The following is a 12,492-nucleotide window of genomic DNA, read 5'->3' as shown; positions in this document are numbered from 1 at the left end:
GACCAGCGACGCACGAGAACCCTCCTGTCACGGACAGACCGTGACCGCGAAGACCAGAGGAGGTGGGTATGAGCCTGCGTCAGTACGAGATCATGATCATCCTCGACCCCGAGATCGAGGAGCGCACCGTCGCCCCTTCGCTCGACAAGTACCTGTCGGTCGTCAAGACCGACGGTGGCACGGTCGACAAGGTGGACATCTGGGGCCGTCGTCGCCTCGCCTACGACATCAAGAAGAAGTCCGAGGGCATCTACGCCGTCGTCAACTTCTCGTCGGAGCCGGCCACCGCCAAGGAGCTCGACCGTCAGCTCGGCCTCAACGAGGTCGTCCTGCGGACGAAGGTGCTGCGCGCCGACGCGTGACGCATGTCAATGTCGGCGGGTGCGCGTAGCGTGCCCGCGACGACAGACGAGCAGATTCGGACGACTAGGAGACGCGCATGGCCGGCGAGACCGTCATCACCGTGATCGGGAACCTGACCGGGGACCCGGAGCTGCGGTTCACCCCCTCGGGTGCCGCGGTCGCCAACTTCACGGTCGCGTCGACCCCGCGCACGTTCGACCGCCAGAGCAACGAGTGGAAGGACGGCGAGACGCTGTTCCTCCGCTGCTCGATCTGGCGGGAGGCGGCCGAGTCGGTCGCCGAGTCGCTCACCAAGGGCACCCGCGTCATCGTGACCGGTCGGCTCGTGCAGCGTTCGTACGACACCCGCGAGGGTGAGAAGCGAACCGTTGTCGAGCTGCAGGTCGACGAGGTCGGCCCGTCCCTGCGCTACGCCACGGCCAAGGTCACCCGGACCCAGCGTTCGGGTGGCGGCGGCGGTGGCTTCGGCGGGGGCGGCGGCGGCTTCAGCGGCGGTGGCGGTGGCAGCTACGGCGGCAACGCCGGTGGTGGCCAGCAGGACGACCCGTGGGCCACGCCCGCGGGTGGCGCCGGCGGCTACTCCGACGAGCCCCCGTTCTGATCGGTAGCCCGCACCCCAGACACATCCCATCCCCGGGTATGGCAACGCCCGGGGCTCCAGAGACAGGAGCACCACGATGGCCAAGGCCGTGGTCCGCAAGCCCAAGAAGAAGCAGAACCCCCTCAAGGCAGCCAAGATCGAGGTTGTCGACTACAAGGACACCGCGCTGCTGCGCAAGTTCATCTCCGACCGCGGGAAGATCCGCGCTCGCCGGGTGACCGGGGTGTCCGTCCAGGAGCAGCGTGCGATCGCGCGCGCCGTCAAGAACGCCCGCGAGATGGCTCTCCTGCCGTACTCGTCGTCGGCTCGCTGAGGAAAGGAGACCTACTGATGGCGAAGATCATCCTGACCCACGAGGTCACCGGCCTCGGCACCCCTGGCGACGTCGTCGAGGTGAAGGACGGGTACGCCCGCAACTACCTCGTCCCGCGCAACCTGGCCACGCCGTGGACCAAGGGCGCGGAGAAGGACGTCACCGCGATCCGCAAGGCCCGCAAGGCCCGCGAGATCGCGACGCTCGAGGACGCCAAGGCCGTTCGCGACTCGCTCGAGTCGAAGACGGTCGTCGTGTCGGCGAAGGCCGGCCAGGCCGGTCGCCTCTTCGGTGCCGTCACGACCGCCGAGATCGCGGAGGCCGTCAAGGCTTCGGGCGCCCCGGCGATCGACAAGCGCAAGATCGAGGTCGCCCAGGCGATCAAGTCGCTCGGCGAGTACACGGTGTCGGTCCGTCTGCACGCGGACGTCGCCGCCAAGGTGACCGTCAAGGTCGTCGCGGCCTGACCCCGGCTCCCGCCTGACGCGAAGCGCCCCGCCCCGGTTCGACCGGGACGGGGCGCTTCTGCGTTCAGGGAGACCCGCGCGTCGTCAGCCGTCAGGCCGCGCCGCGGGTCCGGTCCAGCGATGCCGGGCGTCAGGCGACGCCGAGGTACGCGCGCTTGACCGCCGGGTCGGCGAGCAGCTCCTTGCCGGGGCCGCTCGTCGAGACCTCGCCGGTCTCGAGGATGTACGCGCGGTCCGAGCGAGACAGGGCCTGCTGCGCGTTCTGCTCGACGAGCAGCACGGTGGTGCCGGCCGCGTTGATCTCCGAGATGGTGCGGAAGATCTGCTGGATCATCTGCGGCGCGAGGCCCATCGACGGCTCGTCGAGCAGCAGCAGCCGCGGGCGGGCCATGAGCGCCCGGCCGATCGCGAGCATCTGCTGCTCGCCGCCGGAGAGCGTGCCGCCGGCCTGCTTCTTGCGCTCGTCGAGCCGCGGGAAGAGCGCGAACACGCGCCCGAGCGCGTCGTCGTGCTCCGCCTTCGAGTCGAACTTGCGACCGTAGGCACCCATGTCGAGGTTCTCGAGCACCGTCATGCCGGGGAACACGCCGCGGCCCTCGGGCGCCTGCACGATGCCGGCGAGCACGCGGTCGTGCGCCTTCATGCGCGTGATGTCGCGGCCGTCGAACCAGATCGAGCCGCGCGCCAGTGGACGGATGCCGGAGATGGCGCGCATCGTCGTGGTCTTGCCGGCGCCGTTGGCCCCGATGAGCGTGACGAGCTCGCCCGGGTCGACGGTCAGCGAGATGCCGCGCACGGCCTCGATGCGGCCGTAGGCGACGGTGACGTCGCGGAGCTCAAGCAGTGGCATCGTCGGGGACCCCCAGGTAAGCGGCGATGACGGCCGGGTCCTGCGACACCTCGGTCGGAAGGCCGTCGGCGATCTTCCGGCCGAACTCCAGCACGACGACACGGTCGGTGACGCCGAGGACGAGCCGCATGTCGTGCTCGATCAGCAGCACGGTGAAGCCGTCGTCGCGGATCTTCTGGATCAGCTCGGACAGGTCCTGCTTCTCGGCCGGGTTGAAGCCGGCCGCAGGCTCGTCCAGGCAGAGCAGCTTCGGCTCGGTGGCGAGCGCGCGGGCGATCTCGAGGCGGCGCTGGTCCCCGTACGGCAGGTTGCGTGCCTGCTGCGTGGCGCGGTTGCCGATCCCGACGAACTCGAGCAGCGCCATGCCGCGGTCGATCGCGTCGCGCTCCTCGACGCGGTGCCGCTTCGAGCGGAACACCGCGCCGGGGACGGACGTCCGGTGTCGCGCGTCAGTGCCGACGATGACGTTCTCGAGCGCCGTCATGTCGGAGAACAGCCGGATGTTCTGGAACGTGCGCGCGATGCCGAGCTGCGTGATCGCGTGGCGCTTGATCGCGCCGATCGGCCGGCCGTCGAACACGACCGAGCCCGCCGACGGGCGGTAGATGCCCGTCATCGTGTTGAAGCACGTCGTCTTGCCGGCACCGTTCGGGCCGATCAGGCCGAGGATCTCGCCACGCTTGATGTCGAACGTGACGTCGTCGAGGGCGACGAGGCCGCCGAACCGGACCGTCACGCCCTGCATCTGCAGGAGCGGCTCGCCCTCCGCCGCGCGGACGTGCCGGTCGGCCGCGACGAGCTCCGCGACCTTGCCCTCGTCGGCGAGCTCGGGGTGGATCGACGCGACGTCGACCTGGAGCTCGGGGATCTCGCCGCCGTCCGGCAGGTACTGCTCGGGCGTCGACGTCTCGAGGTAGTCGTCCGTGCCGCGGAACTGCTCGCCGTGCTCCGAGCCGGCACCGATGCCGCCGGGCTCGGTCATGACGCACCTCCCTGCTCGGTGGTCGGTTCGGGAGCGGGCTTGCCGTAGCCGGCGGCCCGCCGCGCGGCGACGTAGAGCTCGCGGCCGTACGTCAGCAGCTTCTGGCGCGCGGGGAACAAGCCTTGCGGCCGGAAGATCATCAGCACGATGAGCGCGAGCCCGAAGAACAGGTACTTGTAGTTGGCGATCGTGTTGCCGTCGATCGGGATGCCGAGCAGGCTCGTCCGGCCGAGGAAGAAGTTCGGCAGGTAGACGACGATGAAGGCGCCGGCGATGACACCGAGCTTGTTGCCCTGGCCGCCGAGCACGACCGCGCACAGGAACAGCATCGAGTTGATGACGTTGAACGACGACGGCACGACGAACTGCACCTGGCCCGCGTAGAGCGCGCCGGACAGGCCACCGATCGACGCACCGATCACGAACGCCCACAGCTTGAAACGGAACGTCGGAACGCCCATGATCTCGGCGGCGTCCTCGTCCTCGCGGATCGAGACCCACGCGCGGCCGACCCGCGACCGCTCGAGGTTGCCGATGAGGATCAGCGTGATCGCCAGCAGGATCAGGCTGAGCCAGAACCACCAGACGCCGTAGGTCGGGGCGTGCTGCGTGTTGCCTGCGGAGAACACGCCGAACGGCCGTTTCTCGCTGGTGCCGACCACCGGGTACGCGATCGACGAGAGGCCGCGGCCACCGCCGGTGATGTCCGACAGGTTGTCGGCGAGCAGGCGGACGATCTCGCCGAACCCGAGCGTCACGATGGCGAGGTAGTCGCCCCGCAGGCGCAGCGTCGGTGATCCGAGGATCAGCCCGGACACCGCCGTGATGGCGATCGCGATCGGTAGCGCGAACAACCAGCCCCAGCTGCGGGACAACCAGTCGTCCGTGAGGTTCCACGGGCTGTTCGGGCTCGTCAGCAGGGCGACCGTGTAGGCACCGATCGCGTAGAAGCCGACGTAGCCGAGGTCGAGCAGACCGGCCTGGCCTACCACGACGTTGAGGCCGACCGCGAGGAGCGCGTACATGCCGAACTGGGCGAGCACGCCGCCGAAGTCGGTGCCGACGGTCGTCAGGACCGGCGGGCGCAGCACGGGCAGCGCCGCGACGAGCGCGAACGCGGGGATGCCGAAGAGCCACTGCGTCTGGCGGGGCAGGGCGTCCCACCACAGCCGGACGCGGTCGCCCGTGCCGCCGTGCGGGCGGTCAGCGGTGCGGGGCTTGCCGATGGCGGTGCCGGTCATGCGCGTGCCCTTCCGAGCGACTCACCCAGGATGCCCGTCGGCCGGAACATCAGCACGAGGATCAGGAGCACGAACGCCACGACGTCGCGCCACTCGGTGCCGAACAGGGCCTGGCCGTAGAGCTCCATGACACCCAGCAGCAGGCCGCCGAGCAGCGCGCCGCGGAGGTTGCCGATGCCACCGAGCACGGCGGCGGTGAACGCCTTGATGCCGAGGATGAAGCCGCCCGAGTAGATGATGCCGTTGGGCACCCGGAGCGTGTAGAGCAGGGCCGCCGCGCCGGCGAGCACGCCGCCGATGAGGAACGTCAGCATGATGATGCGCTCGCGCGAGACGCCCATGAGCGTCGCCGTCACGGGGTCCTGGGCGACCGCGCGGATGCCGCGGCCGAACTTGGTGGCGACGATGAACTGGTTCGTCGCGAACGTCAGGATCAGCGCGGCGGCGACGATGATCAGCTCGATGTTCGTCACGGACGCGCCGAGGAACGTGAACTGCACGCTCGGCACGACGAGCACGATCGGCTGCTGCGCGTTCGCGCCGCCGAGCTCGTTGTTCGTCAGCTTCGGCAGGATGAAGTGCACGAACTCCTGGAGCACGAACGAGGCGCCGATGGCGGTGATCAGGAAGGCGAGCGACGGGGCGCCGCGCTTGCGCAGCGGCCGGTACGCGACTCGTTCGAGGCCGACGGCCGTGCCGCCCGACACGATCATGCCGCCGAGCATCGCGATCCCGAGGTAGACGATCGTCAGGAGCGTGCCCTCGGAGTACGCGTTCCCGCTCGGCGCGAAGCCGAGCAGCATGAGCGTCGCGTACTGGCCGAACATGCCGAACATGAAGACCTCGGAGTGCGCGAAGTTGATCAGTCGCAGCACGCCGTAGACGAGGGTGTAGCCGGTGGCGACGAGCGCGTAGATCGCGCCGTACGTCAGGCCGTCGACGGTCAGGGCCCAGAAGTTGTGCGCCAGGGCATCCACGTTGAAGCCGATGACGCCGTCCGCGAGGACGGGGGTGGCGAGCAGCAGTGCGCTCATGGAGCTCCTTCGAGCCGGGTCAGGCGGACGAGCGACGGCGGCCGGGCCCGTACGAGCCCGGCCGCCGTCCCGAGGTCACTTGACCTGGTAGATCCAGATCAGCGCCGAGGCGAGCTCACCGTCCGCGTTCCACTTGTAGTGGCGCGCGAGGCCCTGGCCGTCGTAGTTCTTGACGTAGTCGATCAGGCCGGCACGGTCCTTGATGCCCGAGTCGATGCCCTTGAGCATGATCGTCGCCAGGTCGTACGCCTCGACGGAGTACACGCCCGAGTCGACGTTGAACTGCGCCTTGTAGTCGGCCGCGAACTTGTCCGGAGCGGGGCCGCAGGGGCAGGACAGGTAGGCGTCCTTCGACGCGGCGCCGGCCTGCTTGACGAACTGCGGGTCGTTGGTGCCGTCGGCCGAGACGAACGCCGACTTCACGCCGCCCGAGCGCAGCTGCGAGACGAACGGAGCCGCCTCGGCGTAGTAGCCGGCGTAGAACACCGCGTCGGCGTTCGCGCTCTTGACGATCTGGACGGTCGCCGAGAAGTCCTTGTCACCGGTCTTGACCTTCGCCGCGCACGACGAGTCCGCGGCGCTGCCGAGACCCTGCGTGATCTGCTCGGCCAGGCCGACGCCGTAGTCCGAGTCGTCCTGGACGACGCAGACCTTGCTGTACTTCAGCGTGTTGACCATGTACTTCGCGACCGACGGGCCCTGGACCGCGTCGTTGGCCAGACCGCGGAAGAAGTTGTTCCAGCCGTTCTTCGTCAGGTCGGGGTTCGTGGCCGACGCCGTGAGCGAGAGCAGCCCGTTCTGGTTGAAGACCTGGCCGGTGGCCTTGGTCTCGCCCGAGAACGCCGGGCCGAGGAGCCCGATGATGCTCTTGTCGCTGACGATGCTCGGCGCGACCTGGGTCGCCTTCTGCGGGTCACCCTCGGTGTCGAACTGCTTGATGTCGACCTGGCAGTTCGGGTTGGCGTCGTTGTGCTGCTTCAGGGCGAGCTTGGCGCCGTTGAGGATGTTGATGCCGAGCGCCGCGTTCGGGCCCGTGAGGGCGCCGGCCATGGCGAGCGACACGCCCGAGCAGGTGGCCTTGCCGTCACCCGCCGGGTTCGCGGCGTCCGTCGAGCCGCTGCTCTTGACCTCCGCACCCGACTGGTCGATCTGGACGAGCGGCTGGATCGACAGCGAACCGCCACCCGCCGTGCCCGTGTCGGTCGATCCGCTGTTCGACTTCGAGCTGCAGCCGGCGACCGCGAGGCCCGCGACCACAACCAGCGCAACGCCCGCCATCCGCGATGACGTTCTCCGCATCCCTCTACCTCCGTGACTGGTGCCGCTGGCCCGCGACGTTGCGTCGGCGGGCTGGTCGGACCGTAGAGGCCCGACGTTTCGGTGGAGTAACCACAGCACACGCATGCGCCGTTCGCACAGAGGCGCCGCGCAACGAAGCGGTCACGAGACACGGGAATTCGTACCTGTGACGGGCTTCTGCGGCGGTTTCCGCACGTCGCCGGGGCGGCCTCAGGACGACGCGCCGACCACCGTCCAGGCGTTTCCACGGGCGCGCACGCCGTTCGCGACGCACCGCGCGACGAGGTAGACGCCGACGAACGCGGCCCACAGCCACGCGAGCCCCGCACCCCCGGCGGGCGCCCAGGCGCGGACGGCGAGGGCCGCCGGGACGTAGACCGCGAGCGTGACGACCCCGACGCGCGCGAGGAACCGGCCGTCGCCCGCGCCGATCAGCACCCCGTCGAGCACCCACGCGAAGCCGCCGAGCGGCAGGGCGATCGCCGCGACGACGAGCGCGGCGACCGCGGCCTGGCGCACCGCGGGGTCGTCGGTGAACAGCGGGACGTACGCCCACGCGAGCCCGCCGACGAGCACGCCGGCGACGGCGCCGGCACCGACGCCCCACTCGAGCGTGCGGCGGAGCAGCGATCGGACCAGCGGGACGTCGCTCGCGCCGAGCGCGTGCCCGACGAGCGCCTGTGCGGCGATCGCGAGCGCGTCGAGCGCGTACGCCGAGAGGTTCCACACCGCGTTGACGACCTGGTGGCCGGCCAGCGCGGTCGCGCCGAGGCCTGTCGCGACCCAGGTGGTCAGGAGCAGCGCCGCGCGGAGCGAGAGCGTGCGGACGAAGAGCGGCGCGCCGGCGCGGGCGTTGGCCCACAACCCCGCGCGGCCCGGGCGCAGGTCTGCGCCGGCCGACCGGGCCCCGCGTGCGACGACGGCCGCGAGCACGGCGGCCATGCCGAGCTGCGTCGCGGCCGTGCCCGCTCCCGAGCCGGCGATGCCGCGGTGCAGGCCGAGCACGAGCACGACGTTGAGGATCGCGTTGACGACCGCTCCGGCCACCGCGACACCGAGCGGGGTGCGCACGTCCTGCAGGCCTCGCAGCGCGCCGGTCGCCGCGAGGACGAGCAGCATGCCGGGCAGGCCGGGTGCCGACCACTGCAAGTACGTCGTCGCGTGCTGTGCGACCTCGCCCGTCGCGCCCAGCGCGGTGACGAGCCGCTCGGCCGACGCCCACGTCAGGACGCCGAGCACGGCGCCCAGGCCGAGTGCCAGCCACATGCCGTCGACGCCGGTCCGCAGGGCGCCTGCGGCGTCGCCGGCACCGAGTCGGCGCGCGACCGCGGCGGTCGTCGCGTAGGCGAGGAAGACGCACAGCCCGACGATCGTGAGCAGCACGGTCGAGGCGAGCGAGAGGCCCGCGAGCGGGTCGGTGCCCAGGCGCCCGACGACCGCGGAGTCGACCAGGACGAAGAGCGGCTCGGCGACGAGCGCACCGAGCGCGGGCACCGCGAGCGACAGGATCTGCCGGTCCACGGACCGGGGGTGTCCACCAAGTGAAATGTCGGCAAACCTCCCGGGGATCCACACCCGGTGGATCGCGAAATGGCGGGTGAACGGGCACATCCGTGGCGGCGACCTGCTCAAGTATCCACACCCCTGTCCACCACCTGTGGACGGTGGGCGATTCTTTCCACACGCGGTCAACACCCCGCAGACGACCGCTCCACAGGCCTTGCGGGGGTTGTCCCCACCTCGTCCCCAGGGCTGGGGGCGCTCCTGGACGCGAGGCCCGCGGGCGCCTACGGTCGGCCTTCGTTCGTGGGCACCGAGTCGCACGGCCTCGTGTCGGGGCGGCGATGTCACACCCTTCTGTGAACATCAGTTCGAACAACGACGAGGGGTCATCAGGGTGTCGATCGAGGAGCTCGAGTACGGGGCGCCGCCCGAGGCTGGGCGCGGCTACGACCGCACGCCCCCGCAGGACCTCGAGGCCGAGCGCAGCGTGCTCGGCGGCATGATGATCAGCAAGGACGCGATCGCCGACGTCATCGAGCAGCTCCGCGGCACCGACTTCTACCGGCCGGCGCACGAGGTCATCTACGACGCGATCCTCGACCTCTACGGGCGCGGCGAGCCGGCGGACGCGATCACCGTCGCGGACGAGCTCAACAAGCGCGGCGAGATCGGCCGCATCGGCGGCGCGCCCTACCTGCACACGCTGATCTCGACCGTCCCGACCGCGGCCAACGCGGGGTACTACGCGCGCATCGTGCGCGAGCGGTCGATCCTGCGGAAGCTCGTCGAGGCCGGGACGCGCATCGTGCAGCTCGGCTACGCGACCGAGGGCGGCGACGTCGACGAGCTCGTCAACAACGCGCAGGCCGAGGTGTACGCGGTCACCGAGCGGCGCGCGTCGGAGGACTACCTGCCGCTGGGCGAGATCATCGGCGGGACGGTCGACGAGATCGAGGCCGCGGGGCACCGCGGGCAGGGGATGATCGGCGTGCCGACGGGGTTCTCGGACCTCGACCGGCTGACGAACGGTCTGCACCCGGGCCAGATGATCGTCGTTGCCGCGCGGCCGGCCATCGGCAAGGCGCTCGCGCTCGACACGCCGCTGGCCACGCCGAGCGGGTGGACCACGATGGGCGACGTCCAGGTCGGTGACGAGCTCGTCGCGGCCGACGGCACGCCCACCCGCGTCGTGGCAGCAACCGGCGTCATGTCGGGCCGCCCCTGCTACCGCGTCACGTTCGACGACGGGACGACGATCGTCGCCGACGCGCAGCACGAGTGGGAGACGCGGACGCGGGCCGACCGCAGGCTTCCCGGCGGCGGCTCGGCGGGCATCTGGACCACCGAGGAGATCCACGACACGGTCCGGTGCTCGACGGCGGACCGGCGGGCCAACCACTCGGTCGAGGTCACCGCTCCCTTCTCGTTGCCTGAGGCGGACCTGCTGGTCGACCCGTACCTGCTCGGCGTCTGGCTCGGCGACGGGCACGCGGCGTCGGCCCGGTTCACGTCGGCTGACCCCGATATCGCGATGCGGATCGAGGGTCGCGGCTACCTGGTGCAGGGGCGCGCCGGTGTCGGGGCTGCGCGGCTGTACACCGTGCGGCTCGACGAGGAGCCGGTCGCCGCTCGCTCGTGCGAGGTCTGCGGCGTGGAGTTCGTGCCGCAGCGGTCGCAGGTCCGCACGTGCGGCCGCTCGTGCGGCGGCAAGGCCAAGACGCCGTCGGCGCCGGTGGCTGCGCCCACCTGTCCTGACTGCGGCCGCGTCACCAGTGGCCTGCGGCGCTGCCAGGACTGCCACGACCGGTTCGGCACGGTGCAGGGCCGCCTCCGGACGCTGGGCGTCCTCGGTGACAAGCACATCCCCGCGCAGTACCTCCGCGCGAGCGAGCAGCAGCGCCGCGATCTGCTCGCGGGTCTGCTCGACACCGACGGCACCGTCAACCCGACGGGCAGCGTGCAGATCGCGCTCACGGACGAGCGGCTGATCCTCGACGTGCGGGAGCTGATCCACTCGCTCGGATACCGCACCGGCCTGTCCACCAAGCGGGTGCGTGGCCGCAACGAGGGCCGCTCGACCTGCTTCACGCTCACGTTCACGACCGACGACGACGTGTTCGCGCTCGAGCGCAAGAAGCTCGTCCACAAGGACCGTCGGCGCCCGTCGACCGCGCGCCTCACGCAGCGATTCATCGTGGATGTCGAGCCGATCGAGAGCGTGCCCGTGCGGTGCGTGCAGATCGACCACGAGTCGCACCTGTACTTGGCGAGTCGGTCGATGGTCCCCACGCACAACTCGACCCTGGGAATCGACGTCGTCCGGTCGGCGTCGATCAAGCACAACATGACGTCCGTCGTGTTCTCGCTCGAGATGAGCCGGAACGAGATCACGATGCGACTGCTCTCGGCCGAGGCGCGCGTGCACCTGCAGAAGATGCGCACCGGTCAGATGGGCGAGGACGACTGGGCCAAGGTCGCGGCGACGATGGGCAAGATCTCGAACGCGCCGCTGTTCATCGACGACTCCCCGAACATGTCCCTGATGGAGATCCGGGCCAAGTGCCGCCGCCTCAAGCAGCGCCACGACCTCAAGCTCGTCGTCATCGACTACCTCCAGCTCATGACGAGCGGGAAGCGCGTCGAGTCACGGCAGCAGGAGGTCTCCGAGTTCTCGCGTGCCCTCAAGCTGCTCGCGAAGGAGCTCGAGGTGCCGGTGATCGCGATCTCGCAGCTGAACCGTGGTCCCGAGCAGCGCACCGACAAGAAGCCGCAGATGAGCGACCTGCGCGAGTCGGGTTCAATCGAGCAGGACGCCGACATGGTGATTCTTCTTCACCGCGAAGATGCCTATGAGAAGGAGTCGCCTCGGGCCGGCGAGGCGGACCTCATTGTCGCCAAGCACAGGAATGGGCCGACGGACACGATCACCGTGGCGTTCCAGGGGCACTACTCGCGGTTCGTCGACATGCAGGCGTAGTTGCTGCGTCGCTGTCGACAAGCACCACATGTGAACGCCCGCTTGCGCCGGCACGGGCGTCGAGATGCAAGGCGACCTGACCACAGGGGATGTCAGTCACGAGTGGCAAGGTCCGGCCATGGCACTCACCGTTGATCAGCCACGCCGGCACTTCCTCACGGCCCGGAGACCCGATGCCTGCCGTCCCGACAGCGCCGGGGAGTGGTCTCCCGAGGCGGACTTCACGGCACACCAGTTCCGGCCGGACAAGGCGGTGGGCGGGAGGATCGTCGTTCGACCGTCCGATGCTCCGCGTCGGCACCGGGAGCTGTACGAGATCCAGCGCCCCCGGGTCTTCGATGCGCTGGCGGTGGACTGAACGATGGCGGTCATCGACGACGTTCGAGCGCTGGGTACACAGCTGGAGCGTTCCTACCCCGTCTACGTACGCGGGCAGCTGAAGTTCCGCGTCGGTCAGATGGTCTACGTGGCTTTCTCCCTCGACGAGGCGGTGATGGGTTTCGCCTTCCCGAAGGAAGAACGGGCAGCACTGGTCGGAGGAGATCGACGCAGGTTCCGGCTCCCCGCGCAGTCGGACCTGCGCTTCAACTGGGTCCACGCCGATCTCGCGGCGCTGGACCCCACGGAGGCCCGCGAGCTCGTCGTGGATGCATGGCGCAGGGTCGTACCGCAGAAGCTCTCCCGCGCCTACGACCTCGCCCATCCCGATGGCCCACTCTGACGACCGACCGCGCCGCCACGCCATCCGTCCACGTCTTTCCTCGGAGGACCGCTCGGTGCCAAGAGGGTCAGTCACGCTATCGGTCGGCTCGCCGCGGTGGCCGACTCGCCTAGATGCGGGGTGAAGAGTCGGACCGCGCTG

13 protein-coding genes are annotated in these 12,492 nt (G+C 70.1%); 7 read left to right on the top strand and 6 right to left on the bottom strand.

Going from position 1 to position 12,492, the window contains the following annotated elements:
• Positions 1-68 precede the first annotated feature (68 nt).
• The 4 genes from rpsF to rplI all read left to right on the top strand — a co-directional run bounded on the left by rpsF (position 69) and on the right by rplI (position 1,744).
• Positions 69-362 carry a 30S ribosomal protein S6 gene (rpsF, locus tag QRT04_RS08715; protein ID WP_289454826.1) on the top strand — a complete coding sequence of 98 codons (294 nt, stop codon included), beginning with the start codon at positions 69-71 and terminating at the stop codon, positions 360-362.
• Between the two features lie 77 nt (positions 363-439).
• Positions 440-964: a single-stranded DNA-binding protein gene (locus tag QRT04_RS08710; RefSeq protein ID WP_289454825.1), complete on the top strand. Its 525-nt coding sequence runs from the start codon at positions 440-442 to the stop codon at positions 962-964.
• A 76-nt stretch (positions 965-1,040) separates the two neighbouring features.
• Complete coding sequence (gene rpsR, locus QRT04_RS08705; RefSeq protein WP_013885186.1) at positions 1,041-1,277, top strand: 30S ribosomal protein S18; 237 nt, start codon at positions 1,041-1,043, stop codon at positions 1,275-1,277.
• Positions 1,278-1,294: 17 nt separating this feature from the next.
• On the top strand, positions 1,295-1,744 hold the full coding sequence (gene rplI, locus QRT04_RS08700) for a 50S ribosomal protein L9 (RefSeq protein WP_289454824.1): 450 nt from the start codon (positions 1,295-1,297) through the stop codon (positions 1,742-1,744).
• 130 nt (positions 1,745-1,874) lie between these two features.
• On the opposite strand, the gene QRT04_RS08695 is transcribed toward rplI, so the two are convergent.
• From QRT04_RS08695 to QRT04_RS08670, 6 genes are all read right to left on the bottom strand, one after another.
• On the bottom strand, positions 1,875-2,594 hold the full coding sequence (locus QRT04_RS08695) for an ABC transporter ATP-binding protein (protein ID WP_289454823.1): 720 nt from the start codon (positions 2,592-2,594) through the stop codon (positions 1,875-1,877).
• Positions 2,581-3,576, bottom strand: a complete 996-nt coding sequence (locus QRT04_RS08690; protein WP_289454822.1) for an ABC transporter ATP-binding protein — start codon at positions 3,574-3,576, stop codon at positions 2,581-2,583. Before QRT04_RS08690 ends, QRT04_RS08695 begins: the two co-directional genes overlap by 14 nt.
• Positions 3,573-4,817 (bottom strand): branched-chain amino acid ABC transporter permease, encoded by a 1,245-nt coding sequence (locus QRT04_RS08685; RefSeq protein ID WP_289454821.1) that lies wholly within the window; start codon positions 4,815-4,817, stop codon positions 3,573-3,575. Before QRT04_RS08685 ends, QRT04_RS08690 begins: the two co-directional genes overlap by 4 nt.
• Positions 4,814-5,851: a branched-chain amino acid ABC transporter permease gene (locus QRT04_RS08680; RefSeq protein ID WP_289454820.1), complete on the bottom strand. Its 1,038-nt coding sequence runs from the start codon at positions 5,849-5,851 to the stop codon at positions 4,814-4,816. Before QRT04_RS08680 ends, QRT04_RS08685 begins: the two co-directional genes overlap by 4 nt.
• A gap of 75 nt (positions 5,852-5,926) precedes the next feature.
• A complete protein-coding gene (locus tag QRT04_RS08675) occupies positions 5,927-7,129 on the bottom strand; it encodes a branched-chain amino acid ABC transporter substrate-binding protein (RefSeq protein ID WP_289454819.1) in 1,203 nt (400 codons plus the stop codon).
• A gap of 231 nt (positions 7,130-7,360) precedes the next feature.
• A complete protein-coding gene (locus tag QRT04_RS08670) occupies positions 7,361-8,671 on the bottom strand; it encodes an MATE family efflux transporter (protein ID WP_289454818.1) in 1,311 nt (436 codons plus the stop codon).
• Between the two features lie 376 nt (positions 8,672-9,047).
• On the opposite strand from QRT04_RS08670, the gene dnaB reads away from it, so the two are divergent.
• The 3 genes from dnaB (at position 9,048) to QRT04_RS08655 (ending at position 12,351) form a co-directional block, all read left to right on the top strand.
• On the top strand, positions 9,048-11,630 hold the full coding sequence (gene dnaB / locus QRT04_RS08665) for a replicative DNA helicase (RefSeq protein ID WP_289454817.1): 2,583 nt from the start codon (positions 9,048-9,050) through the stop codon (positions 11,628-11,630).
• A gap of 118 nt (positions 11,631-11,748) precedes the next feature.
• On the top strand, positions 11,749-11,988 hold the full coding sequence (locus QRT04_RS08660) for a hypothetical protein (RefSeq protein WP_289454816.1): 240 nt from the start codon (positions 11,749-11,751) through the stop codon (positions 11,986-11,988).
• A 3-nt stretch (positions 11,989-11,991) separates the two neighbouring features.
• On the top strand, positions 11,992-12,351 hold the full coding sequence (locus QRT04_RS08655) for a hypothetical protein (protein ID WP_289454815.1): 360 nt from the start codon (positions 11,992-11,994) through the stop codon (positions 12,349-12,351).
• The last annotated feature ends 141 nt before the right edge of the window (positions 12,352-12,492 follow it).

The sequence above is a fragment of the Cellulomonas alba genome (assembly GCF_030362835.1).
In the GTDB taxonomy this organism is placed as follows: domain Bacteria; phylum Actinomycetota; class Actinomycetes; order Actinomycetales; family Cellulomonadaceae; genus Cellulomonas; species Cellulomonas alba.
This window is presented reverse-complemented; position numbering and strand designations above follow the sequence as displayed.

Bases quoted from the DNA above. Each gene is read 5' to 3' on its own strand.
- rpsF (WP_289454826.1), top strand. From the start codon at position 69: ATGAGCCTGCGTCAGTACGAGATCATGATCATCCTCGACCCCGAGATC.
- QRT04_RS08710 (WP_289454825.1), top strand. From the start codon at position 440: ATGGCCGGCGAGACCGTCATCACCGTGATCGGGAACCTGACCGGGGAC.
- rpsR (WP_013885186.1), top strand. From the start codon at position 1,041: ATGGCCAAGGCCGTGGTCCGCAAGCCCAAGAAGAAGCAGAACCCCCTC.
- rplI (WP_289454824.1), top strand. From the start codon at position 1,295: ATGGCGAAGATCATCCTGACCCACGAGGTCACCGGCCTCGGCACCCCT.
- QRT04_RS08695 (WP_289454823.1), bottom strand. From the start codon at position 2,594: ATGCCACTGCTTGAGCTCCGCGACGTCACCGTCGCCTACGGCCGCATC.
- QRT04_RS08690 (WP_289454822.1), bottom strand. From the start codon at position 3,576: ATGACCGAGCCCGGCGGCATCGGTGCCGGCTCGGAGCACGGCGAGCAG.
- QRT04_RS08685 (WP_289454821.1), bottom strand. From the start codon at position 4,817: ATGACCGGCACCGCCATCGGCAAGCCCCGCACCGCTGACCGCCCGCAC.
- QRT04_RS08680 (WP_289454820.1), bottom strand. From the start codon at position 5,851: ATGAGCGCACTGCTGCTCGCCACCCCCGTCCTCGCGGACGGCGTCATC.
- QRT04_RS08675 (WP_289454819.1), bottom strand. From the start codon at position 7,129: ATGGCGGGCGTTGCGCTGGTTGTGGTCGCGGGCCTCGCGGTCGCCGGC.
- QRT04_RS08660 (WP_289454816.1), top strand. From the start codon at position 11,749: ATGGCACTCACCGTTGATCAGCCACGCCGGCACTTCCTCACGGCCCGG.
- QRT04_RS08655 (WP_289454815.1), top strand. From the start codon at position 11,992: ATGGCGGTCATCGACGACGTTCGAGCGCTGGGTACACAGCTGGAGCGT.